We start from the raw sequence: 26,085 nt of genomic DNA on the forward strand, positions 1-26,085 counted from the left end.
AGTGATCATCTCGCGCACAATCCCCGTTACGGGTGACACCCGGCGGTGTGGACATCGCGCTGACTTCCGCCTGAACGGGCACCCTTGCCTGCGGACACCCCCACGACGGGAGGACGAATGCAAGCCTGGTGGCTCCTGGTCGCCGTCGCCGCGGTGTTCGTGGTGCTGGCTCTGGTGTTCCTGCGCCGTGCTGCCAGGCGTCGCTCGGCCGGCCCCCCGGTGCCTGCCCAGACGACCGCGGGAACGAACCCGGCGCGGCGATTGGTGTCCCCACTGGACGACGTGCCCCGGCGCGCGCGCCACCGGCTGGACGATGCGCATCCGCTGGCGCGGTATCCGGTGGCGCGCCAACGCCCGATGCCGCACCCCCGGCAGTCGGATCGCCAGGATGCCGCTCGGGAGCCGCGGGACTAGCGCGGTTGTGGCAGCAGGTCCTTCACCGGTGTGCTGAGCTGCGCGAAGACCCGCGGTGGACGGTGGTCCCGCCCGCAAGCCGGTCGACCGCGGAGCACCACCGTTGTGAGGGAACGCCGCGGGTCCGGTTTCTGTCGGTGCCCGCTGAGATGCTTCCGGCATGGTTCCCGTGCTGCTCCTGATCGACGTCCAGAACAACATGCTCCTTCCGCCCGCTCCCGTGCCCGATGCGGACCGAGTCGCTACCGCGATCTCTCGCCTCCTGCAGCGGGCGCGTGCCGCAGGCGCCCAGGTGGTGCACGTCCGGAACAACGGCTCGGGCGATGACCCGGACGTGCCCGGAACTCCCGGTTGGGAGCTGGTGCACGAGGTGCGCCCCGATGAGCACGTAGTCGACAAGCGGACTCCCGACTCGTTTGCCGGCACCTCGCTCGGCTCGCTGCTGCCGAAGTCGGCACCGCTCGTGGTGGCCGGGATGCAGAGCGATTTCTGCGTTCGTGCCACCGCATTGGCCGCGCTGGAGCGCGGTCACGAGGTCACCCTCGTTCAAGACGCCCACGCCACCTACGACGATGAGCTCCCTGCCGCGGAGGAGAGCGCGCGGGTGGACGAGGAGTTGGCCAAGGCTGGCGTGAAGCTATGGAAGAGCGAGGAGGTGGTCTTCGCCTGATCACGGACGAGAGGCCCGTCCGGCCGGAACGGCGATTTCGAAGATCGTCGCGGGACACGGCGGAGGTGCGGGCCGGTTGCCCAAAGGTCCGTGAAGGGCCCCTTGAGGGATCGAAGTCTCCTCAAGGAGCCCTTCACGGACGGCTGGGCACCGGAGCGGGGTCAGGCGAGTCCCTCAAGGGACCCTGCACGGACGGGCTGGGCCCCGGGAGCGGGTCAGGCGAGTCCCGCAAGGGCTGTCATGGACGTTGTCGGCGCCGATCGGGTCAGGCGAGCTCCGCCGAGACGACCGACTCCAGCTCGCGCAGCTCGGCCAGCAGCGTTTCCAGCGTCTCGGCGCCGACCAGGACAGTGCAGACCAGACTGCTCTCCCGGACGCCCTCGCGGACGTCGACGGACAGCTCGTGGACCTTCCCGTGCTGGGCGAGCTCGGCGACCAGGCCGGGGATCTGCTCGATACCGCCGACGAAGTAGGTGGCGATCCGGCGACGGATCAGCATCGCGGCGCCCGGGCGGTACGGGGCGGTGGAAAAAGTGCTCAAAGACATCGCGTTTCTCCGGGAAAATCGGGTGGGCCGGCGGGAAAAGGGCCAGGTCCCGAAGGGGAAATCCCCGGATTCGGCGTACGCCGACGTCGCACGCCGGCAGCCTGGATCAGCCGGCGCGCCGGGTTACGAGTCGCTTGGACGTCATCAGGCGCAGCACGGCGACAGGCTAACACGGCTCCGGCCGGAGTCCAACCTGTCCACAATGGACGGGCTGGGTCAGCCGGGCCCGCCCCACGGCAGCCGGTTGCGCAGCAAAGCGGCCGCACGCAGGGCGACTTCCACTTCCAGCCGGTTTTCGGCGAGCGGGCGGCCGCACAGTTCCTCGGCTTTCCGCACCCGGTAGTGAACGGTGTTCTTGTGCAGGTGCAGCCGCGCCGCGGCGTGCGTGTAGCTGCCGTCGGTGTCCAGGAAGACCCGCAGCGTCTCGCGCAGCTGTTCGGTGCCCGGCTCGTCCCCGACGAGGTCGCCGAGCACTCGCGCGATCCAGCGGTACACGTCCTCGGACTGTTCGGTGAGCAGCGCGGCGACCGCGACGTCGTCGAACAGGACGACGTTCTGGCTCTGGTCCCTGTCGGTCTCCGCTACCGCCCGGGCGCGCACGGCCTCGCGCAGCGATCCGCGGAACCCGGCCAGTCCGAGCCCGGGCGCGCCGAGCGCCAGCCGCAGGCCGCCGCCGATTTCCGCCACTCCGGCGCGGAGCCGCCCGACGTCGATCACGTCGCGTTCCGGCCGGACCGTCCAGCTCCACAGCGTGCGGTCGTCGGCCAGCATGGTCAGCGCCGGACCCCTCCCGCAGACCTCCTGCAGCAGCCGGGCCGCGGACTGCAGCTCGCCCGCGCGTTCGGCGGGCAGCCAGGCGACCGCCGCGCAGTGCCATTGCCGCATCGGGAACACGAGCAGCTGCTGTGCGGCCTCCTCGGTGAGCGTGTCCGAATCGAGCACCAGCCGGATCTGTGCGGCGCGGGCGGCGCCGGTGCGGCTGCTCCAGCGGCGCCGTTCGGTTTCGAAGATGTCGATCAGACCCTCGATGACCTGGTCGATGTAGCGGTTGGTGCGGCGGGACAGCTCGGCTACGGCGGCCAGCGCGAGCTGCGTGCTGATGTTCTGCTGCGCTTCGAGCGCGGCGATGGCCCACTGCTCGAACCGATGCTCGCCGAGCCGGTACGCGCGCAGCAGCGCTTCCAGTGACAGCTCGTGCTGTGCGAACCGGCGGGCGTATTCGGCGGCGGCCGGCGGGATGCTGATCCGGTCAAGCGGGATGGAATGCGACAGCATGTCGACGATCGCGACGAGGTTCGCGGACGTGCTGGCGATCATCAGCTTGCGCACGGTCTCGTCGTGCCGGAACTGCGGGATCACCTCGACGAACCAGTCGGTGAGCTCGGTGGTGCGGGCGGCGAGGTCGGCGTCGATGGCGTGCGCCACCTCGGCCACGACGGCGTCGACGGCGTCGGACATGCCGGTCAGGGTAGCGACCGCACCGGCCCGGGGACAGCTGAGCGGCGCGGTTGTGACCCCGGCACAACGACCCGCGTCGGCTTCGGTTCTGCGGCCTATGGCCTGCGTCACTCGGCGTACTTACCGTTTCTCCTCATTGACCAGCGTCCGGGAAAGGACTTCGACGATGCATCTCGCGGCAGTGCCGGAAGAACGGGCGCGGCGGAATCCGCACCAGCCGTGCGTCGCGGACGAGCGCACGGAACTCGGCAACGCTGGGTTCGCGGTCCGGGTCCGCAGCGCGGCTTCGGTGCTGCGGGCGCGCGGCGTCCGGGCTGGCGACGTGGTCGCGGTGCTGCTGCCGAACCGCGTCGAGTTCGTGGTGACGTTGTTCGCCGCGTGGCGGCTCGGCGCGGCGGTCACGCCGGTGAACCCGGAGCTGACCGACGGCGAGGCCGCGTTCCAGATCTCTGACGCCGGGGCGAAAGTCGTGGTGGGGCAGAGTGATTCGCCTCTGGTGACGGTACGAGTCGAGGAACTGGCCACCGCCGCGCCGGACGAGGGCCCGGTGGCCGACGACGAGCACGCGATCGCGTTGCTCATCTACACCAGTGGCACCACGGGCAAGCCGAAGGGCGTAATCCTCGACCACGCCAATGTCCGGGCGATGACGGAGATGATCGTCAGCGGGCTCGAACTCGGCCCCGCCGACCACAGTCTGCTGATCCTGCCTTTGTTCCACGTCAACGGAATCGTGGTGAGCGTGCTGTCGCCGCTGCTCGCCGGCGGCCGGTCGACCATCGCCGGGAGGTTCCGCGCGGGCACCTTCTTCGACCTGGTCGAGCGCGTCCGGCCGACGTATTTCTCCGCGGTCCCAGCGATTTACGCGTTGCTGGCGGGCTTGCCGGAGACGGTGCGGCCGGACACCTCGTCGCTGCGCCTCGTGGTGTGCGGCGCCGCGCCGATGCCCGCCGAGCTGATCCAGCGCGTCGAGGAGCGGTTCGGCGTGGTGGTGGTCGAGGGGTACGGACTGTCCGAGGGCAGTTGTGCCTCGACGCTGAATCCGCTGGCCGGGCCCCGTAAACCGGGGACGGTCGGGCGGCCGCTGCCCGGGCAGGAGGTCAGGTTGATGGACGCGCGGGGCCAGCTGGTCGCCGACGGCCCCGGCGAGGTCGTGGTCCGTGGCCCGAATGTGATGCGCGGCTACCTGAACCGCCCGGATGCCACCGCCGAGACGATCGTCGACGGCTGGCTGCACACCGGCGACGTCGGGCGGTTCGACGAGGACGGTTACCTCGTCCTGGTCGACCGCATCAAGGACATGATCATCCGGGGCGGGGAGAACCTCTACCCCAAGGAGATCGAGAACGTGCTGCACACGCATCCGGCGGTGCTGGAGGCCGCGGTGGTCGGCGCGCCGGATCCGGTGCTCGGCGAACTGCCGGTGGCGACGGTGACGTTGTATCCGTCCGCCCGAGCCAGCGAAGCGGAACTGCTCCAGCACTGCCGGGAGCGGTTGACCCGGGTGAAGGTGCCGGTCCGCGTCGACGTGGTCCCGGCGCTGCCGCGCAATCCGGTCGGCAAGATCGACAAACCCGCACTGCGGCGAGAACTCGCCAGCTGAATCGTCCGAAGCAACCGAGCCCGTATTCGCGGGCCGGTCGACGCTGCCCGAAGAAAGGCGGAGAACAATGGGGTTCAAGACAGGGGACTTTCCCCCGGTCGTTCCGGAAACGTTCCTGCGGAAGCCGTTGTTCGAACGGACCAAGGCGCTCGCGCTGCACTGGGTCCAGTTCGGTTTCGGTTCGCCGAAAATGATCCCGACCGTTTACGTGCTGAAGCTGGTCTTCCTGTACGTGCTGGCGGGAACGGCGATCGCCACCGCGACGTCCGGGGCCGCCCCGTTCTGGCAGGTCGCCGACTGGTGGAACCAGCCGGTGGTCTACCAAAAACTGGTTCTGTGGACGGTGTTCCTGGAAGCGTTCGGCCTCGCCGGTTCGTGGGGGCCGATCGCCGGGAAGTTCAAGCCGATGACCGGCGGCATCCTGTTCTGGGCTCGTCCCGGCACGATCCGGCTGCGGCCGTGGAAGCGGGTGCCGTTCACCGCGGGCGACCGGCGCACCGGTTTCGACGTGCTGCTTTACCTGGCTTTTCTCGCCACTGTGCTGACCGCGATCGTGCTGCCGGGCGTCCCGGACGCGGCGCTGTCGGCGGCCTTGCCCGGCAACACCACGGGTCTCGTCCGGCCGGCGCTGCTGATCGCGCCGATCGCGCTGTACGTGCTGAACGGCCTGCGGGACAAGACGATCTTCCTCGCGGCGCGCGGCGAACAGTACCTGCCCGCGTTGGTGTTCTTCGCGTTCCTGCCGTTCGTGAACATGATCATCGCGGCTAAACTGCTGATTTGCATCGTGTGGATCGGGGCCGGTGTTTCGAAGTTCGGCAAGCACTTCACGAACGTCGTGCCGCCGATGGTGTCGAACAGCCCGTGCATGCCGTTCCAGTGGCTGAAGCGCGCGCATTACCGCGATTTCCCGCGGGACCTCCGTCCGTCGAAGCTCGCGACGTTCATGGCGCACGTCGGCGGGACCACGGTGGAAATCATCACCCCGCTGGTGCTGCTCTTCTCGACCAACCACTGGGTCACCCTCGCCGGCGTCGCGCTGATGGTGGTGTTCCACCTGTTCATCACGTCGACCTTCCCGCTGGCCGTGCCGCTGGAGTGGAACATCCTGTTCGGCTACCTGTCGATCTTCCTGTTCCTCGGCTTCCCGGCGAGCGCCGGTTACGGCGTCGGAAACCTGACGCCGGGCTGGCTGGCCGTCGTGATCGCGGCCGCGCTGCTGTTCTTCCCGATCCTCGGCAACCTGCGGCCGGACCTCGTCTCATTCCTGCCGTCGATGCGGCAGTACGCGGGGAACTGGGCGTCGGCGCTGTGGGCGTTCGCGCCGGGCGCGGAGGAGAAGCTGAACACGCTGCCGCACCGGCCGACCAAGAACCAGGTCGACCAGTTGCAGGCGATGGGGTACCCGGCCGAAGTCGCCGAGATCACCATGCAGCAGACGATTGCCTGGCGGTCGATGCACAGTCAGGGCCGCGGGCTGTTCTCGGTGCTGGCGAAGAACCTGCCCGACCTCGAGACGCGGACCGTGCGGGAGGCCGAGTTCGGCTGCAACTCGATTATCGGCTTCAACTTCGGCGACGGGCACCTGCACGATCTGAGCTTCGTCAACGCGGTGCAGAAGCGGGTCGGGTTCGCGCCCGGCGAGTGGATCGTGGTGTGGGTCGAGTCGCAGGCGATCCATTCGAAGGTGCAGCATTACCAGGTGATTGACGCGGCGGTGGGGGTTATCGAGCGGGGGCACTGGACGGTCTCGGACGCGGTGCGCGAGCAGCCCTGGCTGCCGAACGGGCCGATTCCGCTGACCGTGACCTGGACCGCGAACGCCGCCCAGCCGCAGCCAAGCGAGAAGAGCGTACCGGCATGACTGGCACGGCGGTGGTGGTCGGCAGCGGCCCGAACGGGCTCGCCGCGGCGGCGGTGCTGGCTCGGGCCGGAGTCGACGTGACGGTGCTGGAGGCCGCCGACGAGATCGGCGGCGGCACTCGCACCTACGAGGCGATCGTCCCCGGACTGCGGCACGACCACTGCTCGGCGACGCATCCGATGGCCGTCGGGTCGCCGGTGCTGACCGAACTCGGTCTCGACCGGTACGGCCTGCGCTGGCGGCTGCCCGAGATCGACTGTGTGCACCCGCTCGACGACGGCACCGCCGGCGTCCTGCGCACCTCGGTCGCCGCCACCGCCGCCGGGCTTGGCCCGGACGAACACCGCTGGGCAAGGCTGTTCGCCGGGCCGGCGCAGCAGTACGACGTGCTGAGCGAGGACATCCTCGGTCCGCTGTTGCGGGTGCCGAAACACCCGCTGCGGCTGGCCCGGTTCGGCCTGCCGACCCTCGCCCCGGCCACGCTCCTGGCCCGGTACCTCCGCACCGAACAGGCGCGCGCACTGTGGCTCGGCGTGGCCGCGCACGCCTTCCAGCCGCTGGACCGGCCGTTGTCGTCGGCGATCGGGCTGGGCATCGTCACGGCTGGTCACCGGCACGGCTGGGCGGTGGCCGAAGGCGGGTCGAGTGCGATCAGCTCCGCCCTCGCCGCGCTGATCGCCGACTACGGCGGGAAAATCGAGACCGGCGTGCGGGTGGACTCGGCCACGCAGTTGCCTCGAGCCGACGTGGTGTTGTGGGACGTCGGGCCGCGCACGCTGGCGTCGGCCCTCGGCGACCGGCTGCCGCCGCGAGTCCGGCGGGCCTGCGCCCGGTTCCGTTACGGCCCCGGTGCGTACAAAGTGGACTTCGCGGTGCAGGAAGGGATCCCCTGGCGCAGCCCGGAAGCTCGCGCGGCCGGGACTGTCCACGTGGGAGGGTCGGCGGCCGAGGTCGCCGCCGGGGAACGGGACGTGCACGAGGGCCGGCTGCCGGAGCGGCCGTTCGTGCTGGTCGGACAGCAGTATCTGGCGGATCCGTCGCGGTCGGCCGGGAATGTGCACCCGGTGTGGGCGTACGCGCATGTCCCGCACGGGTACACCGGCGAAGCGACCGAGTTGATCGTGGCGCAGATCGAACGGTTCGCGCCGGGTTTCCGCGAGCGGGTGATCGGTTCGGTGTCGACGTCGCCGGGCGAGTTCGCGGCGGGGAACGCGAACTTCGTCGGCGGGAACATCCTCACCGGCGCGAAGGACATCCGTCAGCTGGTTTTCGGCCCGCGTGCGACGCTGCAGCCTTACGACGTGGGCCTGCCGGGCCATTTCGTGTGCTCGGCCGCGACCCCGCCCGGTCCGGGCGCGCACGGCATGTGCGGCAGCAACGCCGCGGAACGGGCGCTGCGGTTCCTGCGGCGGTGACCGGCGCTACCGGATCAGCACCCCCGGGTTCAGCACGCCGGCCGGGTCCAGTGCGTCCTTCGCCGCGGACAGTGCGGCGGCGAACGGGTCGGGCCGCTGCCGGTCGTACCACGGACGGTGGTCCCGGCCCACTGCGTGGTGATGGGTGATCGTCCCGCCATTCGCCCAGATCGCCTCGGAAACCGCGGCTTTCACCTCGTCCCACTGCGCGAGCGTGCTGCCCCAGCGGCCGGTCGCGTAGATCCCGTAGTACGGCGCGGGTCCGTCCGGGTACACGTGGGTGAACCGGCAGGTCACCACCCCCGCGCCGCAGATTTCGGCGATCGCGGCGGTCGCGGCCGCGGTCACCGCCGCGTGGAAGCCAGGGAACGCGTCCCACGTGCAGGCCGTCTCGAAGGTCTCCACCACCATCGACCGCCGGGCGAGCGCGTCGCGCTGGTACGGCATCCGCAAGAACGCCGACCGCCAAGCGGAGCCGGACTCGCCGCGCCGGGCAGTGACCGTGCCGCCATGATCCGCGGTCAGCTCCACCGCCCGGTCGAGCCAAGCGTCCACCGGATGGTCGGCGGATTCGAACGCGAGCAGCAGCAATCCGTCCGCGGAGACGCCAGCGTTGAGGAAGGCTTCCGCGGCGTCGAGCAGCCGGCAGTTCGACGGGTAGAGCCCGGACTGCGCGATCGCCCGGGTCGCGTTCACCGCGTCGGCGTACTTCGGGAAAGTGACCGAGGCTTTCGCTTGCCAGACCGGCCTTTCCTGCAACCGTATCCACGCTTCGGTGATCACGCCGAGCGTGCCCTCCGAACCGAGGAACATCCGGTCCGGCGACGGCCCGGCCCCTGAACCGGGCAGTCGGCGCGACTCGCTGACGCCGATCGGGGTGACGACGCGGATCGCTTCGGTCAAGTCGTCGATGTGCGTGGCGAGGGTGGCGAAGTGGCCGCCGGCGCGAGTGGCCAGCCAGCCGCCCAGGGTGGAATGGGTGAAGGACTGAGGATAGTGCCGCAGGGTCAGGCCGTGCGGGCGCAGCTGGTCCTCCAGTGCGGGCCCGTAGACCCCGGCTTGGACGCGCGCGGCCCGGCTCGTCCGGTCGATCTCCAGCACTTGGCCGAGCCGTCCCAGGTCGAGCGAAACCGACGGCCCGGCGAACCGGGGCTCCACGCCGCCGACCACCGAACTGCCGCCGCCGTAGGGAATCACCGGCGTTCCGGCGGCGGAGCACCAGTCCAGTACGTCGACGACGTCCTGCTCGGACTCCGGCCGCACGACGAGATCGGGGACTGCCTCGACCTGGCCGGACAGGTTCCGCACGACATCGCGGAACGCCTTGCCGCGCGCGTGCGACAGCCGATCGACCGGGTCTGTCGAACACAGCCGGGCGAGCGCGCCCGGCGGCTCGAGCCTCGGCCTCGGCACCGGCAGGGACGCCGGGGCGGGCGGGGCGTGGTCGGTGAAGTCATGGTCCGGGAGGAACGCGGCCACCCGAGCCGCGAGCGCCGCTGACTCGTCCGGGGCGAGTGCGTCCTCCGTGTCGCCCCATCCCCACCAAGACCGGGTCATCGACGACTCCCTTCTTGATCTGACTCCAAGGTAACTTACTTCAAGGTAATATGCAGTGTGTGCGGTGCGGAGACGGAATAAGTGGGCTGACCGCCACGCCGCTCGTGGTGAACGGACTGCTGCCCCGCGTCGATCGGCGGATCAAGGAGTCCGCGAAGCCGTTCGATCGCCCCGGTCTGGTTTGCCCGCACGCGCACTCGCGGCGGTGGGCATGGACCCATTACGGCATCTTCGTGCCGGAGCTGCCGCAGCCGCACCGCTACCTGAACACGATGACCCTCATCGGCAGTACTGGCACAGTCTGCTTCGACAACGATTACCTCGTCAGTCCGGCGCGCTCCCCGTCACGGTGCACGCTGCCGGACCCCAACGCCCCAATGCCACATTGGGTGCATCCTGCGCACCCAATGTGGCATTGGGGTACTACCGTCCGGCGGGGCTCACGTTCAGCATCATCCCGGCCAGCCTCACTGCCGCGCTTACGATTCCGCCGCCGAATGCAGCTTTTATCCGGACGGCGGCCGGCTGGGATGTGGCGCTGACCTCGTCATCGAGGCTGCGCACCCGGCCTACCAGATGCACGCGCGTTACGACGCGTTCACGGCGGACCTGCTCGTCACCGCGACCCCTCAGGTTTCCTGGTTCGTGCGCAACCCGGCCTACGACCGCTTGAGTCTGCTCGCCACCGCCACCGCCACCGCCACCGCCACCGCCACCGCCACGAGTCCGGCGAGACGGAGATCGGCGGGTTGTGCACGGTCGAGTACGCACGATGCCTTTCCCCGCAATCGCTTCGCCGCACGCCGTTGCCTCCATCGTGCAAGCTGCCGGTCGACTTCTTCACCTACCAGATCATGAACCTGGACGATCGGACGCAACTGTTGCTCACCGATGTCCGGGCGCCTGGCGCGACCGCGTGCCGGCTCGCGTACCTGCGCACCTTGGACGGCGACGCGGTCGTGTTCCAGGATGTGCGGTTGGAGGTGGTCCGTCGCGCCGAGCCGGAGGTCGATCCGCGGGGGCGGGAGATGCGGGTGCCGGACAGGTTCCGCTGGATCGTCCGCGACGGCGCGGAAGAGATCGTCTCGCTGGAGACGACCTTGGACAGTCCGCGTCGCTACGGTCACGGCCGCGGCTATGTCGGCGCGTACACCTACTCCGAGAAGTTCCGGCAGCGTCCAGTGTCTGGCACCGGCTATTTCGAGCGGGCCGACTGCGAGGTCAAGCGCGCAGCGAAGTGAGGATCCGCGCACAGCGCCGGGTGGTGGCTTCGGCGGTTTCGCCGGGATGCTCCAGCCACCATCCGACGGTGGCGTTGACAGTGCCGTACCAGATCCGGGCGAGCAACGAAGCGTCCAGCGGATCTCCGGAACCCGCTGCGGACAAGGCCTCCTTCGTGCCTTCCGCGCCGAGCAGAGACAGCTTCCGCCGGTACGCCCGAGCCGCCTCGGCGACCGCCGAGCCCGGCGGAAGGGTCGGGTCCCACAACACCGCCCAGTCCAGCCGCCGCGGTTCGAGGGTGTGGAAGATCGCGTCCAGGGTGTCCAACGCGCGCGCCAGGCCGGTGCCGGTTTGTGCGGCCGTGACGGCGTCCACGAGCGGTGCCGCGCCGCGGTGCAGGCAGGCGAGATACAGCCCGTCCTTGGATTCGAAATAGCCGTACACCAACGGTTTGGAAATTTCCGCCCGGCGTGCGATCGAGGCAACCGACGCGTGTGCGTAACCTTGGGTGCCGAACTCCGCCACCGCCGCGTCGAGGATCAACCGCTCCCGCTCAGGACGCGGCATCCCTTTGCTGCCTACCGAATTCGCCACCGGGACAGCATAGCTGACCGGGGCCCGGTCCTTCTTGGCGTCCACAATGGACTCCTGGCGCGGATCGCGCCGCCCGGCGTAGGCTGCCCGCACAGTGTTCGCTGGATCCGGGGAGGATTCATGACCACCACCCATCACTTGGCGACCGACGGCGCGGACATCGTCTACGACGTGCGGAACCACCCGCTTTCCGACGGGCTCAGGCCGCTCCTGATGATCGGCCAGCCGATGGACGCCAGCGGGTTCGAGACGCTGGCCGCGCTGTTCCCGGAGCGCACCGTCGTCACCTACGACCCGCGCGGTCTCGGCCGCAGCACCCGCAGCGACGGCCGGACCGACAACCGCCCGGAAACCCAGGCCGCCGACGTGCACGCGGTGATCGAAGCCCTCGGCACCGGCCCGGTGGACCTGTTCGCGAGCAGCGGCGGAGCGGTCACCGCGCTCGCGCTGGTCACGGCCTGGCTGGGAGATGTGGCTACGCTGGTCGCGCACGAACCACCGATCACGTCCGTGCTGCCCGACGCCGAGGCCGCCGCGCGGGCCAGCGACTGGATGGCCGAGCTCTACCAGGCCAAAGGCTGGGGCTACGGCATGGCTGGCTTCCTCGTGATGACGTCCTGGCCGGGCGAGTTCACCGACGAGTTCTTCCAGCAGCCGCCGGTGGACCCGGCGCGGTTCGGAATGCCCGCCGACGACGACGGCAAGCGCGACGACCCGCTGCTGTCCGACCGGTCTCGCCCTATCGTCGACTACCTCCCCGACATCGAGGCGCTGAAGGCGGCTCCGACGCGAGTGGTGATCGCGGTCGGGGAGGAAACCGGTAACACCTACACCGCACGGACCGGTCGCGCGCTGGCCGCGGCGCTGGGCCAGGACGCGACCGTATTCCCGAGCCATCACGGCGGTTTTCTCGGCGGTGAGCATGGCTACGCGGGGAAGCCGGAGGAGTTCGCGGCTCGGCTGCGCGAGGTGCTCGCCTGACCTACGCGCGCGGTCGGTCTGCGGGAGCTTGAGTCTCCGTGAAGGGCCTCGCGCGGTGCTTGAGTGTTCGTGAGGGTCTCGTGTGGGACTTGGGTGTCCGTGAGGGTCTCGTGTGGGACTTGGGTGTCTGTGAAGGGCTCCTTGAGGGAGTTGGATTCCCTCCAGGAGCCCCTCACGGCCTGCTGGCCGTCGATGAGTGGTCAGACCAGCTTCTGCGCCTCCAGCAGTGTGTCGCGCAGGATCTGCTCGATCTCGTCGAACTCGGCCTGCCCGGCGATCAGCGGCGGCGCGAACTGGACCACCACGTCGCCGCGGTCGTCCGGACGGCAGTACAGGCCGCGCTCGAACAGCGCGCCCGGCAGGAAGCCGCGCACCAGACGTTCCCGCTCCTCGGCGTTGAACGTCTCCCGGGAAGCCTTGTCCTTGACCAGTTCGACCGCCCAGAAGTATCCGTCGCCGCGGATGTCGCCGACGATCGGCAAGTCCAGCAGCTTGCTCAGGGTCTCCCTGAACGCGTCCTGGTGGTCCAGCACGCGCTGGTTGAGCCCCTCCCGTTCCATCAGGTCGAGGTTCGCCAGCGCGACCGCGGCGGAAACCGGGTGCCCGCCGAAGGTGTAGCCGTGCGCGAAGCCGACTCCTCCGCCGAGGAACGGCTCCATCACCCGGTCCGACGCGATCAGCGCGGCGATCGGGCTGTAACCGGAGCTGAGGCCCTTGGCACAGGTCAGCAGGTCCGGCTGGAGGCCGAACTTCTCGCTGGCGAAGGTGGTGCCGTGCCTGCCGAACGCGCAGATCACCTCGTCGGCGACCAGCAGCACGTCATGCCGGTCGCAGATCTCCCGCACCCGCTGGAAATACCCGGGCGGCGGAGTGAAGCAGCCGCCGGAGTTCTGCACCGGTTCGAGCACCACCGCGGCGACCGTGTCCGCGCCCTCGAACAGGATCGCTTCCTCGATCCGGTCCGCCGCCCAGCGGCCGAACGCTTCGAGATCGTCGGCGAACTCGGGATGCCGGTACAGGTTCGTGTTCGGCACCCGGAAACCGCCCGGCGCGAGCGGTTCGAAGTCCTTCTTCATCGCCGGCAGGCCGGTGATGGCCAGCGCGCCGTGCGGGGTGCCGTGGTAAGCCACCGCGCGGCTGATCACCTTGTGCTTGGCGGGTTTTCCGACCAGCTTGAAGTACTGCTTCGCGACCTTCCACGCCGATTCGACGGCTTCGCCGCCGCCGGTGGTGAAAAAGACCCGGTTGAGGTCGCCCGGCGCGAGGTGGGCGAGCCGCTCGGCCAGTTCCGCCGCCGGTTTGGTGGCGTAGCCCCAGATCGGGAAGTACGCGAGTTCGCTCGCCTGCTTCGCCGCGACTTCGACGAGCTCCTGGCGGCCGTGTCCGGCCTGCACCACGAACAGCCCGGCAAGACCGTCGAGGATGCGGCGGCCGCGGTCGTCCCACACGTGCACGCCCTCGCCGCGGGTGATCACCGGGACCGGGTTCTCCTGGTAGTTGCCCATCCGGGAGAAGTGCATCCACAGATGCCGGGCTGCTGCCGACTGCGTGTCCATCGCTGATCCCTCTCAGTCGTTCCGCGGGAAACCGAGGTCGAGCCCGCCCTGGCCCGGTCCGGGCCAGCGGGTGGTGACGACCTTGGCGCGGGTGAAGAAGTGCACGCCCTCGCCGCCGTGCGCGTGGGTGTCGCCGAACAGCGAGTTCTTTCGGCCGCCGAACGAGTGGTGGGCCACCGGGACCGGTACCGGCACGTTTACGCCGACCATGCCCGCCTCGACTTCGGCGGAGAACCGGCGGGCCGCGCCGCCGTCGTTGGTGAAGATCGCCGCGCCGTTGCCGTACGGACCGGCGTTGATCAGCTCGATCGCCTCGGCGACGGTTTCCACCCGCACCACCGAAAGCACCGGGCCGAAGATCTCGTCGGTGTAGATCGACATGTCCGGGCGGACGTGGTCGAACACTGTGGGGCCGACGAAGAAGCCGTCGCCGTCCGCGTCGAACTCGCCTTCGCGCCCGTCGAGAACCAGCGTGGCGCCGGCCTCCGCGCCAGCCGCGATGTAGCCGGACACACGGTCCTTCGCGGCGGCGGTGACCAGCGGTCCCATGTCGCAGGCGCGGGTGCCGTCGCCGGTCACGAGCGTCTTCGCGCGATCGGCGATCCGGGGGACCAGCGCGTCGGCGACGTCGCCGACCGCGACCACTACGGAGACCGCCATGCAGCGTTCGCCCGCGGAACCGAAACCCGCGCTGACGGCCTGGTCGGCGACCAGGTCGAGGTCTGCGTCGGGCAACACCACCAGGTGGTTCTTCGCGCCGCCGAGGGCCTGCACGCGCTTGCCGTGCGCGGTGCCGGTTTCGTAGACGTACTGCGCGATCGGGGTCGAGCCGACGAACGAAACCGCCTCGATGTCCGGGCTGTGCAGCAGTGCGTCGACCGCGGTCTTGTTGCCGTGCAAGACGTTGAACACGCCTTCCGGCAGACCGGCTTCGCGCCACAGTTCGGCCAGCCAGTTCGCCGCGGTCGGCACTTTCTCCGACGGCTTCAGCACCACCGTGTTCCCCGCCGCGATGGCGAGCGGGAAGAACCACATCGGGACCATGGCGGGAAAGTTGAACGGCGAGATGATCGCGACTGGGCCGAGCGGTTCGCGCAGCGAGGTGACGTCGACGTCGGTCGAGGCGTTCGCCGTCGCCGCGCCCTTGAGCAGTTGCGGGATGCCGCAGGCGAATTCGACGACCTCCAGGCCGCGCGCGACCTCGGCGGCGGCGTCGGAGAGCACCTTGCCGTGCTCGGAGGTGATGATCTCCGCCAGTTCGGGCGTCCGTGCGTCGAGCAGTTCGCGGAACCGGAACAGCACGCGGCTCCGCTTCGCCAGCGACGTCCTGCGCCACGTGCGGAACGCGGCCTTCGCAGCGGCGATCGCGGCGTTGGCGTCCGCGGCCGAGCCGAGCGGCACGCGCGCGGTGACCTTGCCGGTCGCCGGGTTCGTGACGTCGGCGTAGCCGTCCGGGGCGCCTGCGGCCTCGCTGCCACCGATCCACTGGGACAGCGTCGGCACGGAATCGCTCATCGGGCTCCCTCTCTGCCTGGGTTTGCCTCCTGAGGGTGCCTTCCCGCGCGGTCGCGGGTAACCGACGGAACGGCGAGTCTGCTGTCAATAGCTTTACAGTTCGTCGGGTTATCCTCGACGCTGTGGACCTGACCCTGCGCGACGTGCTCGAGCTGCCGGTGATGGCAGCCGGGGCACCGGTCGTGCGGTCGGCGGCGGACGCGGTCGACGTGCTGGTCCGTTCGGTGCACGTGAGCGAGCTGAGCGACGTCGCCGGCACGCTGACCAGCGGTGTTCTGGTTCTTTCCATCGGGCTCGCGCTGACCGAACCGGGCTTCGACGCGGTCGCCTACGTGCGCTCGCTGCGCGACGCCGGCGCGATCGGGCTGGTCGTGGAGCCGGGACAGCACCTGCGCCGGCTGCCGGACGCGCTGGTCCAGGCGGCCCGAGCGGCCCGGTTCCCGCTGGTGGAGCTGCGCAGCACGGTCCGGTTCATCGAGGTCACCGAGATCGTGCACGCCCGGATCGTCAACGCGCACTACGAGCGGTTGCGGCTGGCCGAGCGCGCGCACGAAGCGTTCAGCACGGTCGGCGCGGCGGTGCGGGCACCGGACGCGGTCGTCGCGCATGCCGCGAAACTGATGGGGCTGCCGGTCGTGCTGGAAGACCGGACGCATCGCGCGCTCGCCTTCGCCGGGTCCGCGGAGACGCTGCTGCGCGACTGGACCGCTCGCTCGCGTCGGGTCCCGTTCTCCGCCGGGACGGAAGTCGGCGGACCGGAAGGCTGGATGTGCACGCCGGTCGGGCCGCCGCGCGAACGGTGGGGACGGTTGTGCGTGCCGGTGCGCTCGGCCGAGCAGCCCGCGGCGTGGATGGTGCTGGAGCGCGCGGCCGAGGCGTTGACCGTCGGGAAACTGCTGGAACGTTCGCCGCTGTCGGTGGAAATCGAGGCGCAGAGCGATCTGCTGCGGGAGGTACTGCACGGCGCGGACGAGGGTTCGGTGCGGGCTCGGGCTCGCGCGCTGGGGCTGGCTTCCGCGCAGTACTACGCGGTGCTGGTGTGCCGTCCGGCGCACGCTGGGCAGGAGCGCGTGTTCCTGGACGCGATGGTGACCAGCGACGGAATCGGCGGTGTGCTGGCCGCAGGTCGCGTGGCGGCGGTGCTCCCGTGTTCGTCGGCGGCCGCCGAGAAAGCGTTGCTGGAGCGGGTCGTCGCCGGTGTCCCGACGGGTCTGGCAGCGGCCTTCGGCGCGGCTGGCCCGGTGCGGCGGCTCGGCGAGCTGCCCGCGGCGTTGCAGGAGGCAGTGCATGTCGCGGACGTCGTCTCGCCGGGTCTGCCCGCACTACGGCGGGCGGGCGACTTGGGCGTGCGCGGGTTGTTGTGGTGGCTGCGAGACCATCCGCGGCTGCACGAGTTCACCGAAACCCAGCTGCGGCCGTTGCTGACCCTGCCGGAACCGCGGAGCAGCAGGATGTTCGCGACCCTGCGGACCTTTGTGGACTCCGGTTACTCGATGACCGCGTTCGCGAAAGCGCTGAACCTGAGCCGTCCGGCGGCGTACTCGCGGCTGGCGACGATCGAACGCTTGCTCGGCGTCGATCTGTCCGATCCGGACACCCGGCTGTCGCTGCACCTGGCCGTGCTGGCGCACCGGTCAGCTCCCGGCACCCCACCGCAGTGAAAGCCGGTCGGCGGCCCGTTCGGTGCTGATGTGCATCATGCTGCCGAGGATGGTCGCGCGGTCGGTGACGACGATCGTGCCGTCCGGGGTGCTCGTGGTGCGTTCGCTGACCAGCACCGGCGTGCCGGCCGGTTCGTCCAGCAGACGGGCGAGCTTGTCGTCCAGGACGTCCGGCCGGATGCTCTCCGTCGCCCGGTCCACCGTGACGTCCAGTTCGGCCAGCGCGGCATACAGCGAGACCTCGGTGAAATCGGTGTCCCGCAACTTTTCCCCGTGCGGCGGCGCGATCCAGGACACCTGGTGGATCGCCCGGCGACCGCCGAACTCCCGGACCCGCTCCAGACGCAGGCCGGAATCGGCGGCCCGGGCCTGCAGTTGCGCCGCGACGCGCGCGGGCAGCCGGCGGACCGCCTGGCCGAGGACCTCGGTGCGCACGACGTAACCCTGATCGCGTAGGTCCTCGGTGAAGCTGCGCAAGGAGCCCAGCTGATACGAGGCTGGACTCGGCGCCACAAAGGTGCCTCGGCCGGGTTGTTGCACGATCAGGGCTTCGTCGCTGAGTTCGCGCAGGGCCTGGCGGAGCGTCATGAGAGTGACGCCGTAGGACGCGCTGAGCTCCCGCTGCGGCGGCAGCGCCTCGCCGGGCGCGTACTCCCCGGCCCGGATCTTCGCGGCGAGATCCGCCGCGATCGCTCGGTATCGGGCCATCCGCGTCCATTCCGGTCCAGGTTCCTGACCAGCGGATCCTACTAGGCGTCGAGCGCGGCCCGCAGCGTCTCGACGTACTCGCCGACCTGCGCCGGCGCCTCCCCGTCCAGCACCCGCCGCATGATCGCCGCGCCGACGATCACGCCATCCGCGACCCGGGCCGCCGCGGCGGCGTGTTCCGGCCGGGAGATGCCGAAGCCGATCAGCACCGGACAGTCGGCCTCGATCCGGTCCGCCAGGTCGAGTGCCGACTGCGGCAGATGGTCCCGCTCGCCGGTGGTGCTCATCGACGAGACGGCGTAGACGAAGCCCCGGCTGCGGGCGGCGATTTCGCGGGCTCGATCCGGTGGAGTGGCGGGGGAGACCAGCAGTGCCAGCTCAATCCCCGCGTCCGCGACTTCCTCTTCGAGTGCGGGCGCTTCGTCCAGCGGAAGGTCCGGCACGATCAGGCCAGTGGCGCCGGCTTCCTTCAGCTGCGCGCAGAACCCCTCGCGGAGTGCCAAGTTCGCGTACGTGCTGACTACTACCGGAACCGTCGCCGCTTTGAGTCCGTCCAGGACGCTTCGTGGAGTGGCCCCGTTGGCGAGGGCCGCGGTGGACGCTTCCTGGATGGTCACGCCGTCCAGCGTCGGATCCGAGAACGGAATGCCGACCTCGATCCAGTCCGCGCCGGCCGCCGCCATCGCCGCCAGATGATCAGTCCATTGTGGAGTGACACCGCCGGTGACATACGGCATCAGGATCTTGCGGTTGTTCATGCGGCGTTCTCCTCCGCGCGAGCGATCAGCGTGGCGATGTCCTTGTCGCCGCGCCCGGACAAAGTGACCAGCACTTTGGAGCCGGTCGGCAGGTCCGGTGTGCCAGCCGCTTCCGCGACCCAGGCCAGCGCGTGCGCCGACTCCAGCGCCGGAATGATGCCCTCGGTACGGGCCAGCTGCGCCGCCGCGGCGACCGCCGCGTCGTCGCCGACCGCGACGTACCGCGCGCGGCCGAGATCCCGCAGGTGCGCGTGTTCCGGCCCGACGCCGGGATAGTCCAGCCCGGCCGCGATCGAATGCGCCTCCCGGATCTGGCCGTGCTCGTCCTGCAGGAACAACGACTTTGCCCCGTGCAGCACGCCGACCTGGCCGTGTGTCGCGCCGGAACCGCCGATCGCTTCCACGCCGACCAGCCGCGCGCTGGTGTCGGCGAACCCGGCGAAGGTGCCCGCCGCGTTGGAGCCGCCGCCGACACAAGCGACGACGTAATCCGGCGTCCCGGCGTATTGCGCACGGGCTTCGTCGCCGATCACCCGCTGGAACTCCCGGACCAGCCAGGGATAGGGATGCGGCCCGACGACCGAACCGAGGCAGTAGTGCGCTTCTTCGGTCGTGCTGACCCAATGCCGCATCGCCTCGCTGGTCGCGTCCTTGAGCGTGCGGCTGCCGCTGCGCACCGGGACGATCTCAGCGCCGAGATAACGCATCCGGAACACGTTGTGCGCCTGGCGTGCCACGTCCTGTTCGCCCATGAACACGGTGACTGGCAGGTCGAACAGCGCGCCCGCGGTGGCGGTCGCGACGCCGTGCATGCCCGCGCCGGTCTCGGCGATCAGGCGTCGCTTGCCCATCCGCCGGGCCAGCAACGCCTGGCCGATCGCGTTGTTGATCTTGTGCGATCCGGTGTGCGTGAGGTCTTCGCGCTTGAGCGTGACGTGTACGCCCAGCTCCGCCGACAGCCGCTCGGCCGGCGTGCTCGGCGTGGGCCGCCCGACGTGCCGGATGAGCATCGCCGCGAACTGCTCGCGGAAGCCGGGGTCGGCCCAGGCGTCCTCGAACGCCTCAGCGACGTCGAGGCAGGCCGGGACCAGGGATTCCGGTACCCAGCGCCCGCCGTACTCCCCGAAACGTCCTTTCCGGGCCGGAGTGCGCATGGTCATCGGGAGCTCCTTAGAGTTCTATAACTGTCCCCACTGTTATAGAACTCTTTGAGGTCGATGGCAAGTGCGGGGAGCGCTGTCGGCGTGGTTCGAGGCTGTGTCCCTGTGCGGTTGTCACAGTGCGGGAGATGTCCGTGACAGGGCTCCTGGAGGGATTGGGGTCCGTGAGGGGGCGCTTCACGGGTGTGCTGGGGTCCGCGAGTGGTCCTTCGCGGGTGTGCTGGGGTCTGTGCGGGGCTCCTTGAGGGAATTGGAGTCTGTGAAGGGCTCCTTGGGGGAATTGGAGTCTGTGAAGGGGCCTTTCATGGAACCCGCCGAGTTCGGGAGCGGTCCCTTGGGGTACGGGGTCCGTGCGGGGCTCCTTGGGGGAATTGGAGTCTGTGAAGGGGCCTTTCATGGAACCCGCCGAGTTCGGGAGCGGTCCCTTGGGGTGCGGGGTCCGTGCGGGGCTCCTTGAGGGAACTAGATTCCGTGAAGGGGCCCTTCACGGAACCCGCCAGAGTCCGCCGGAACCCGCCGGAGTCCGTGATGGGCATGGCCGTCGCTAAGCGGATCGGTTGGCGATCCCGTCGTACATCATCCGCCGCACCGCTTCGCTCAACTGGCGTTGCCGCACCGGATCCGGGTTGCGCAGCGAGGAAATCGCCGACGCGAGGATCATCCCGTTGATCGCCCGCGCGCTGTTCTCGACGTCGAGATCCGCGCGCAGGTATCCGAGTTCCACGCCGTGCGACAGGTATGCCGCGGTCAGCTCCTTGGCCAGCTCGAAGAAGTCCAGCACTCGCGCGGCCATCGCCTTGTCGATCCCGGCCGCCTCGAACAAGAGCAGGCGCGGCACGCGCGGGTCCTCGCCGAAGATCTGCGCCAGCGCGTCGCCGATCCGGGCGGTCTGGTCCCGGTATCCCTCCAAAGTGGACACCGCGTCCGGCGCGTTCTCCGCGGTGAGCGCGGTGACGATGCGCGCGACCAGGTCGTCGATGACGTGGTCGACGATGTCGCGCTTGTTCTCGAAGTAGCGGTAGAAGGTGCCGTGCCCGATGCCGAGGCGCACGGCGATGTCGGAGATGCCGGTGGCGTGGTAGCCGAGGTCGGCGAAGCAGTCGAACGCCGCGTCGATGATCTCGCGGCGCAGTTCCTGCTTTCGGCGCTCGGCCCGGCTCGGGCGGGACTCGGTCGTCACGCAGGGCAGTGTATTGCCAAATCGCCGGGAAGTGACATACCGTTCCGCTACTGACAAGTAGTTCCGCGAGGAAGACGGACGAGAGGTCGGACATGGGTGCGCAGTACGACGCGGTCATCGTCGGCGCGGGGTTCGGCGGCATGGGGGCGGCCATCCAGCTGCGCCGGCTCGGCTACCGTGACCTGCTGATCCTCGAGCGGGAGGACGATCTCGGCGGGACCTGGCACGTGAACCGGTACCCGGGGCTGGCGGTCGACATCCCGTCGTCCACCTACTCGTACTCGTTCGAACCGAATCCGTACTGGTCACGGCTGTTCGCGCCGGGCGCGGAGCTGAAGAAGTACGCCGAACACGTCGCCGACAAGTACGGCCTGCGCCGCTCGATGCGGTTCGGCACCGTGGTCACCGGCGCGACCTGGGACGGCGCGGCCTGGCGGGTCAGCATCAAGGGCGGCGAGACGGTCACCGCGAAGTACCTGCTCACCGCCACCGGATTCTTGTCGCAGCCGAAGATGCCGGACATCGAGGGCATCGGCACCTTCGCCGGCAAGGTCATCCACACCACCGCGTGGGACGACAGCTACGACCTCGCCGGCAAACGTGCCGCGGTGATCGGCACCGGCGCGACCGCGGTTCAGCTGATTCCGGAGATCGCGAAGGTCGCCGCGGAGCTGACGGTCTACCAGCGCACGCCGATCTGGGTCAGCCCGAAGCCGGATTACGCCGTGCCGAAGCCGCTGCAGCAGGCGTTCGCGAGGCTGCCGCTGGTGCAGCGCGCGGTGCGGCTGGCGGGCAGTTCGGTTCTGGAGCTGATGATGATCTCCGGTGTCGTGCAGTACCGGCAGTTCCGCGGTGCCAACCGAATCGCCGAACGCTGGTGCCGCGCGCATCTGTACCGCCAGGTCCGCGACCCCGCATTGCGCCGCAAACTGACGCCGGACTATTCGTTCGGCTGCAAGCGCCCGACGTTCTCCAACGACTACTTCCCGACCTTCACCCGTCCGCACGTCCACCTGGAAACCACCAGCATCGAGCGGATCGACGAGACCGGCATCGTCACCGCGGACGGGAAACGCACCGAGGTCGACGTGCTCGTGCTCGCCACCGGCTTCAACCTGTGGGACACGAACTTCCCGGCGATCGAGATCATCGGCCGGGACGGCAAAGATCTCGGGAAATGGTGGCGGGACAACCGGTTCCAGGCCTATGAGGGCGTCACCGTGCCCGGCTTCCCGAACCTGGTTTCGCTCAACAGCCCGTATTCCTACAGCGGCCTGTCGTACTTCACCACGATCGAATGCCAGATGAAGCACCTCGACCGGCTGTTCACCGCGATGCGCGCCCGCGGGTCGGACACCTTCGAGGTGACCCAGCGCGCGAACGACGAGTTCCTGGACCGGATGAAGCACAAGGTCGGCGGATCGGTGTTCGCGCTGGGCCACTGCGCCACCGCCAACAGCTACTACTTCAACCAGCACGGCGAGGCGACCCTGCTGCGCCCGACCTCGACGATCAACGCCCATCGCGAGGCGGTGCGGTTCCCCGTCGACGACTACGCGTTCGCCTGATTCCGCCTCTCCACCGGCTCCGCCCGCAGACGGAGCCGGTCCTCGGCGTCGAAAAGCCGGTCCGGCGGGACGAGGGTCGCCGCCGGACCGGCCGGCGCGGCTCAGGCCAGTGCCTGAGTTGGTGGCAAACGAGCCGCCCGCATCGCGGGATACGCCCCGGCGATCGCGCCGACCGCGGCGGACACCGCGACCCCGCCGGCCAATGCGACCGGCGGCAGCACCGCGGGCCATCCCTGGCTCAGCGCGTACCCGGCGGTCGCGCCGACGCCGAGCACCACCCCGGCCAGGCCGCCCAGCCCGGACAGCAGCACCGATTCGGCGAGGAACTGCCCCCGGACCTGGCCTCTGGTCGCGCCGAGCGCCCGCCGCAAGCCGATCTCGCGCCGGCGTTCCAGCACCGAGATCACCATCGTGTTCGCCACGCCGACGCCGCCGACCAGCAGCGCCACCCCGCCGAGACCGAGGAAGAGCGCGCCGTAAGTGTTCTTGGTCAGCTGCTGCGCGGCGAGCGCGTCGGACGGCCGGTCGACGGTGACTTCGTTCGGCGCGGCCGGGTTGATCGTCGCGGCCAGTACCGAGCGCACCGCGCCGACCTGCGCTTCCTTCGCGCGCAAGTACACGGTGCTGGGGTGGCCGTCGAAGCCGAAGACTTTCTTCGCGGTGTCCCAGCCGATCAGCACCGACCGCTCTACCTCCGGCGCGAGCGGCATCGGGTTGAGGATGCCGACCACGCTGAACCAGACCGAGCCGATCAGCACCTGCGGCGGACGCGCCGGGTCGATCCGGTCGATGCCCAGCCGGGTGGCCGCTTCCGAACCGAGAACGACGGCCGGGAACTTCTGGTTCGCCGGGTTGAGGAAGGTCCCGGTGCGGACGGTCCCGCCGAGCACCGGCAGCAGGTCCGGGCGGGCGGCGAACACCGAGACGCCGGCGTTTTCGCTCTTCTCCAGCCGGTCGTTGCGGTACACCTTCGCGCTGACCTTGCCGACCTCCACCGCACCCTCGACCGGCGCGATGCGGCGCACCATCGGGACCGCCGAGTCCGGCAGCTTCGCGGAGTTGCCGGAGAAGGTCTGCCCGGCCTCGGCGCGCAGCAGGTTGGTGCCCATCGCGGCGAGCTTGTCCTGCAGCGCCTGGTCCGCCGACGCCGGGATGGCCAGCACCGCGACCATCGCGGCGACGCCGATCGCGATGCCGAGCGCGGACAGCATCGCCCGCATCGGCCGGGTACGCATCCCGTGCGCGCCAAGGGAAAGCAGGTCGCGCGGACCGAGCCGATTCGGGTTCGGCGGGGGCGTCGGGACGGAGGCCGCGGGGGCGGGCGCGCTCATCGCGTCACCCCCGTCCCGGCCATCGCCGCCGCGCCGGTGTCCAGGCGCAGCGCGCCGTCCAGGATCTCGATCCGCCGCGGCAGCCCGGCCGCGATTTCCCGGTCGTGCGTGATGATCACGATGGTCGTGCCGCCGGCGTTCAGTTCGGCCAGCAGCGCGAGCACCGCCGCGCCGTTGCCGGTGTCCAGGTTTCCGGTCGGTTCGTCGGCGAGCAGGATCGGCGGCGCGTTCACGACGGCTCGGGCGATCGCGACCCGCTGCCGCTCGCCGCCGGACATCTCGCCGGGCAGGTGCTCGTGCCGATGGCCGAGGCCGACCCGGTCCAGCGCCTCCAGCGCCTTCGCGCGCCGCTTCCGCTTCGGCACCCCGCTGTAGAGCAGGCCGGTGCACACGTTGTCCACCGCGGTCTCGCCGTCGTTGAGGAAGAACTGCTGGAACACGAACCCGATCCACCGCGAGCGCAGGGCCGAAAGCTTCCGGTCGGACAGCTGCGCGACGTCGTGCCCGCGGATCTCCACCCGGCCCTCGGTGGGCCGGTCCAGCGTGCCCATCAGCTGCAGCAGCGTGGACTTGCCGGACCCGGACGGCCCGACGATCGCCACCATCTCCCCGTCTGACAGCGACAGCGAGACGTTCCGCAGCGCGGGCACGTTCCCGCCATAGGTGCGCGACACCCCATACGCGGCCAGCACTGGGATCATGAGGTGGTCACCACCCGCTGGCCGGCGCGCAGCCCGGCCGCCTTGATCTCCACCATGCCGCCGCTGAACAGCCCGGTCTCGACGCCGACGAGGCGCCGCTTGCCCTGGTCGTCGACCTCGACCGCGTACCCGCCTTCGGCGAGCGTGACCAGCGCGCCGACCGGCACCACCAGCACGTCCTTGTGCACCGCTTTGGTGAACTGGACGGATACCGGCACGTCGATCACGTCGCCGGCGGCGGCCGGGTCGTCCATCTTGATCTGCACGGCGACCTTGGCCTTTCCGTCGCCTTGGCCTTCCTTGTCGGCGGCCGCGGTGGTGCCGACGTCGGTCACCGTGCCGGTGAGCGTGGTCCCGTTCAGCGAGACGGACACCTTCGCGTCCTTCTGCGCGACGCTTTGCTTCGCCGCGTCCAGCTCGGCGGTGACGATCCGCGCGGTGCCGGTGTACTTGAACAACTCGCCCGCGCCCGGCGCGCCGAGCTGCCCGGTCACCGCCGATACCCGGATCTCGCCCGGAGCCAGCACCACGTCGGCCGGGTCGAAGGCGCCAGTCTGGTCCACGCCGAGCGACTTCTGCCACCGCTTGAGCGCGGTCTCGGTGGCCGCGGTGAACTTCTCGTCCGGCGTGCCGAAACCGCCGTAACCCAACGCCCGCAGGTTCTCTTCGAGTTGCTTGACGTCCGGGCCCTTGTCCGCGTCTTTGTTCAGCGGGCGGTAGAACGGCAGCGTGCCGTAGAACAACGGGACCGGCTTGGCGTCCACTGTGTACGCGCTCTTGCCGCGGCTGAGGACGGCGCCTTGCGCGGGCAGCGACGTGATCGTCCCGCTCTTCTTGCCGGCCAGCACCGATTCCTTGCCGTAGCCGAGCTTTCCGGTCGCGTTCTCCTCTTCCTTCAGGTCGGAATTGGCTATTTCCGCGGTCGCGACGGGTTTCGCCGCAGCGGTGGTCTCGCCGCCGGAAGCGACGTGCGTCAGCACGACCGCCGAACTCGTGCCGAGCACCACGACGGTCGCCCCGGCGGCGAGGAACCAGCGCGCGCGGTTGGTTTTGCCGGTCATTTGCCCGTCGCCATTCCCATTCCGCAGGCTTTCAGCGCCGTTTCGAACTTGTCCTCGTCCGGTCCGATCTTGATGCCGCGCTGCTGCATCTGGCCGTTCGGGTCCGGGTCCGGATCCGGCATGTCGATGCCGTGGTCGCGCATGCATTTCGCGTCCTTGCGAGCGGCGTCCAGTTGTTCCGCGGTCATCTTCTTGGGCGCACCGCCGTTGGGCAGCAGCTTGCGGCACGCGTCGAGCGCCGTGTTCTGCCCGGGGTCGCCGGCGTTGAGAGTGATGGACTGCGGAGCGCCGTCGACCGGGTCCGGCATGTCGACGCCGTGCTCGCGCATGCATTTGGCATAGGCCCGCATAGCGTCCTGGTCGGAGGCGGCATTGGCCTTCCCGTCCCCGGAACCGGCCTGCGGGCTCGCCTTCGGGCTGGAGAGGGAGGCCACCTGCGACGCGGAATCGCCGGAGCCGCCGGACGAACACCCGGTGAGCAGGGCGAGCGCGAGCCCGGCGGCCACCACCGCCAGACGTGTTTTCCGCATCGGATTCTCCTTAGCTCGAGCGGGTGGTTCCC

The 26,085-nt window shown here is 69.8% G+C and carries 24 protein-coding genes; 10 read left to right on the forward strand and 14 right to left on the reverse strand.

Annotation, left to right across the window (positions count from 1 at the left end; genetic code table 11):
- Positions 1 to 117: 117 nt before the first annotated feature.
- Together AMYBE_RS0140420 and AMYBE_RS0140425 are read left to right on the forward strand one after the other, a co-directional pair.
- A complete protein-coding gene (locus tag AMYBE_RS0140420; protein ID WP_020665112.1) occupies positions 118 to 414 on the forward strand; it encodes a hypothetical protein in 297 nt (98 codons plus the stop codon).
- 160 nt (positions 415 to 574) lie between these two features.
- Entirely contained in the window at positions 575 to 1,084 is a 510-nt protein-coding gene (locus AMYBE_RS0140425) for an isochorismatase family protein (RefSeq protein ID WP_020665113.1), read from the forward strand.
- Positions 1,085 to 1,349: 265 nt separating this feature from the next.
- On the opposite strand, the gene AMYBE_RS0140430 is transcribed toward AMYBE_RS0140425, so the two are convergent.
- The gene (locus AMYBE_RS0140430; protein WP_020665114.1) at positions 1,350 to 1,631 is read right to left on the reverse strand and encodes a hypothetical protein; all 282 of its coding nucleotides are present in this window, start codon (positions 1,629 to 1,631) and stop codon (positions 1,350 to 1,352) included.
- 216 nt (positions 1,632 to 1,847) lie between these two features.
- Positions 1,848 to 3,089: a PucR family transcriptional regulator gene (locus tag AMYBE_RS0140435; RefSeq protein ID WP_020665115.1), complete on the reverse strand. Its 1,242-nt coding sequence runs from the start codon at positions 3,087 to 3,089 to the stop codon at positions 1,848 to 1,850.
- A 166-nt stretch (positions 3,090 to 3,255) separates the two neighbouring features.
- Between AMYBE_RS0140435 and AMYBE_RS0140440 the strand changes: the two genes are divergently transcribed.
- The 3 genes from AMYBE_RS0140440 to AMYBE_RS0140450 all read left to right on the forward strand — a co-directional run bounded on the left by AMYBE_RS0140440 (position 3,256) and on the right by AMYBE_RS0140450 (position 7,971).
- Positions 3,256 to 4,692: a class I adenylate-forming enzyme family protein gene (locus tag AMYBE_RS0140440; protein ID WP_020665116.1), complete on the forward strand. Its 1,437-nt coding sequence runs from the start codon at positions 3,256 to 3,258 to the stop codon at positions 4,690 to 4,692.
- Between the two features lie 67 nt (positions 4,693 to 4,759).
- Positions 4,760 to 6,556 (forward strand): DUF3556 domain-containing protein, encoded by a 1,797-nt coding sequence (locus tag AMYBE_RS0140445; protein WP_020665117.1) that lies wholly within the window; start codon positions 4,760 to 4,762, stop codon positions 6,554 to 6,556.
- On the forward strand, positions 6,553 to 7,971 hold the full coding sequence (locus AMYBE_RS0140450; protein WP_020665118.1) for a phytoene desaturase family protein: 1,419 nt from the start codon (positions 6,553 to 6,555) through the stop codon (positions 7,969 to 7,971). Before AMYBE_RS0140445 ends, AMYBE_RS0140450 begins: the two co-directional genes overlap by 4 nt.
- A gap of 6 nt (positions 7,972 to 7,977) precedes the next feature.
- Here AMYBE_RS0140450 and AMYBE_RS0140455 read toward each other — a convergent pair whose 3' ends face one another.
- The gene (locus AMYBE_RS0140455; protein ID WP_020665119.1) at positions 7,978 to 9,528 is read right to left on the reverse strand and encodes an FAD-binding oxidoreductase; all 1,551 of its coding nucleotides are present in this window, start codon (positions 9,526 to 9,528) and stop codon (positions 7,978 to 7,980) included.
- 525 nt (positions 9,529 to 10,053) lie between these two features.
- Here AMYBE_RS0140455 and AMYBE_RS46990 point away from each other — a divergent pair.
- Together AMYBE_RS46990 and AMYBE_RS45960 are read left to right on the forward strand one after the other, a co-directional pair.
- Positions 10,054 to 10,386, forward strand: a complete 333-nt coding sequence (locus AMYBE_RS46990; protein WP_425386977.1) for a DUF6670 family protein — start codon at positions 10,054 to 10,056, stop codon at positions 10,384 to 10,386.
- Entirely contained in the window at positions 10,278 to 10,769 is a 492-nt protein-coding gene (locus AMYBE_RS45960; RefSeq protein WP_342663929.1) for a DUF6670 family protein, read from the forward strand. Before AMYBE_RS46990 ends, AMYBE_RS45960 begins: the two co-directional genes overlap by 109 nt.
- Here AMYBE_RS45960 and AMYBE_RS0140465 read toward each other — a convergent pair.
- A complete protein-coding gene (locus tag AMYBE_RS0140465) occupies positions 10,750 to 11,436 on the reverse strand; it encodes a TetR/AcrR family transcriptional regulator (protein WP_245573341.1) in 687 nt (228 codons plus the stop codon). The two genes, AMYBE_RS45960 and AMYBE_RS0140465, sit on opposite strands and share 20 nt — an antisense overlap.
- Positions 11,437 to 11,463: 27 nt before the next feature.
- Here AMYBE_RS0140465 and AMYBE_RS0140470 point away from each other — a divergent pair, with 27 nt between their 5' ends.
- On the forward strand, positions 11,464 to 12,324 hold the full coding sequence (locus tag AMYBE_RS0140470) for an alpha/beta fold hydrolase (RefSeq protein ID WP_020665122.1): 861 nt from the start codon (positions 11,464 to 11,466) through the stop codon (positions 12,322 to 12,324).
- 200 nt (positions 12,325 to 12,524) lie between these two features.
- Here AMYBE_RS0140470 and AMYBE_RS0140475 read toward each other — a convergent pair whose 3' ends face one another.
- The gene (locus AMYBE_RS0140475) at positions 12,525 to 13,880 is read right to left on the reverse strand and encodes an aspartate aminotransferase family protein (protein ID WP_020665123.1); all 1,356 of its coding nucleotides are present in this window, start codon (positions 13,878 to 13,880) and stop codon (positions 12,525 to 12,527) included.
- Positions 13,881 to 13,892: 12 nt separating this feature from the next.
- On the reverse strand, positions 13,893 to 15,395 hold the full coding sequence (locus AMYBE_RS0140480; protein ID WP_020665124.1) for a CoA-acylating methylmalonate-semialdehyde dehydrogenase: 1,503 nt from the start codon (positions 15,393 to 15,395) through the stop codon (positions 13,893 to 13,895).
- Between the two features lie 122 nt (positions 15,396 to 15,517).
- On the opposite strand from AMYBE_RS0140480, the gene AMYBE_RS0140485 reads away from it, so the two are divergent.
- On the forward strand, positions 15,518 to 17,056 hold the full coding sequence (locus tag AMYBE_RS0140485) for a PucR family transcriptional regulator (RefSeq protein WP_020665125.1): 1,539 nt from the start codon (positions 15,518 to 15,520) through the stop codon (positions 17,054 to 17,056).
- Here AMYBE_RS0140485 and AMYBE_RS0140490 read toward each other — a convergent pair.
- From AMYBE_RS0140490 to AMYBE_RS0140505, 4 genes are all read right to left on the reverse strand, one after another.
- Positions 17,030 to 17,764: a GntR family transcriptional regulator gene (locus AMYBE_RS0140490; protein WP_020665126.1), complete on the reverse strand. Its 735-nt coding sequence runs from the start codon at positions 17,762 to 17,764 to the stop codon at positions 17,030 to 17,032. The two genes, AMYBE_RS0140485 and AMYBE_RS0140490, sit on opposite strands and share 27 nt — an antisense overlap.
- A 41-nt stretch (positions 17,765 to 17,805) precedes the next feature.
- Positions 17,806 to 18,522 carry a tryptophan synthase subunit alpha gene (trpA, locus tag AMYBE_RS0140495; protein WP_020665127.1) on the reverse strand — a complete coding sequence of 239 codons (717 nt, stop codon included), beginning with the start codon at positions 18,520 to 18,522 and terminating at the stop codon, positions 17,806 to 17,808.
- On the reverse strand, positions 18,519 to 19,682 hold the full coding sequence (gene trpB, locus AMYBE_RS0140500) for a tryptophan synthase subunit beta (protein WP_020665128.1): 1,164 nt from the start codon (positions 19,680 to 19,682) through the stop codon (positions 18,519 to 18,521). The genes trpA and trpB overlap by 4 nt, the downstream gene beginning before the upstream one ends.
- Positions 19,683 to 20,226: 544 nt before the next feature.
- Positions 20,227 to 20,862 carry a TetR/AcrR family transcriptional regulator gene (locus AMYBE_RS0140505; RefSeq protein ID WP_020665129.1) on the reverse strand — a complete coding sequence of 212 codons (636 nt, stop codon included), beginning with the start codon at positions 20,860 to 20,862 and terminating at the stop codon, positions 20,227 to 20,229.
- A gap of 92 nt (positions 20,863 to 20,954) precedes the next feature.
- Between AMYBE_RS0140505 and AMYBE_RS0140510 the strand changes: the two genes are divergently transcribed.
- Positions 20,955 to 22,430 (forward strand): flavin-containing monooxygenase, encoded by a 1,476-nt coding sequence (locus tag AMYBE_RS0140510; protein ID WP_020665130.1) that lies wholly within the window; start codon positions 20,955 to 20,957, stop codon positions 22,428 to 22,430.
- A gap of 101 nt (positions 22,431 to 22,531) precedes the next feature.
- Here AMYBE_RS0140510 and AMYBE_RS0140515 read toward each other — a convergent pair whose 3' ends face one another.
- Genes AMYBE_RS0140515 through AMYBE_RS0140530 form a run of 4 tightly spaced genes read right to left on the reverse strand, consistent with a single transcriptional unit; the run spans position 22,532 to position 26,053 of the window.
- On the reverse strand, positions 22,532 to 23,761 hold the full coding sequence (locus AMYBE_RS0140515; protein ID WP_027928541.1) for an ABC transporter permease: 1,230 nt from the start codon (positions 23,759 to 23,761) through the stop codon (positions 22,532 to 22,534).
- Positions 23,758 to 24,462 carry an ABC transporter ATP-binding protein gene (locus tag AMYBE_RS0140520; protein ID WP_027928542.1) on the reverse strand — a complete coding sequence of 235 codons (705 nt, stop codon included), beginning with the start codon at positions 24,460 to 24,462 and terminating at the stop codon, positions 23,758 to 23,760. Before AMYBE_RS0140520 ends, AMYBE_RS0140515 begins: the two co-directional genes overlap by 4 nt.
- The gene (locus AMYBE_RS0140525) at positions 24,459 to 25,523 is read right to left on the reverse strand and encodes a peptidoglycan-binding domain-containing protein (protein ID WP_020665133.1); all 1,065 of its coding nucleotides are present in this window, start codon (positions 25,521 to 25,523) and stop codon (positions 24,459 to 24,461) included. Before AMYBE_RS0140525 ends, AMYBE_RS0140520 begins: the two co-directional genes overlap by 4 nt.
- Positions 25,520 to 26,053, reverse strand: a complete 534-nt coding sequence (locus tag AMYBE_RS0140530) for a hypothetical protein (protein ID WP_020665134.1) — start codon at positions 26,051 to 26,053, stop codon at positions 25,520 to 25,522. Before AMYBE_RS0140530 ends, AMYBE_RS0140525 begins: the two co-directional genes overlap by 4 nt.
- Between the last annotated feature and the right edge of the window lie 32 nt (positions 26,054 to 26,085).

Source organism: Amycolatopsis benzoatilytica AK 16/65, from assembly GCF_000383915.1.
In the GTDB taxonomy this organism is placed as follows: Bacteria; Actinomycetota; Actinomycetes; order Mycobacteriales; family Pseudonocardiaceae; genus Amycolatopsis; species Amycolatopsis benzoatilytica.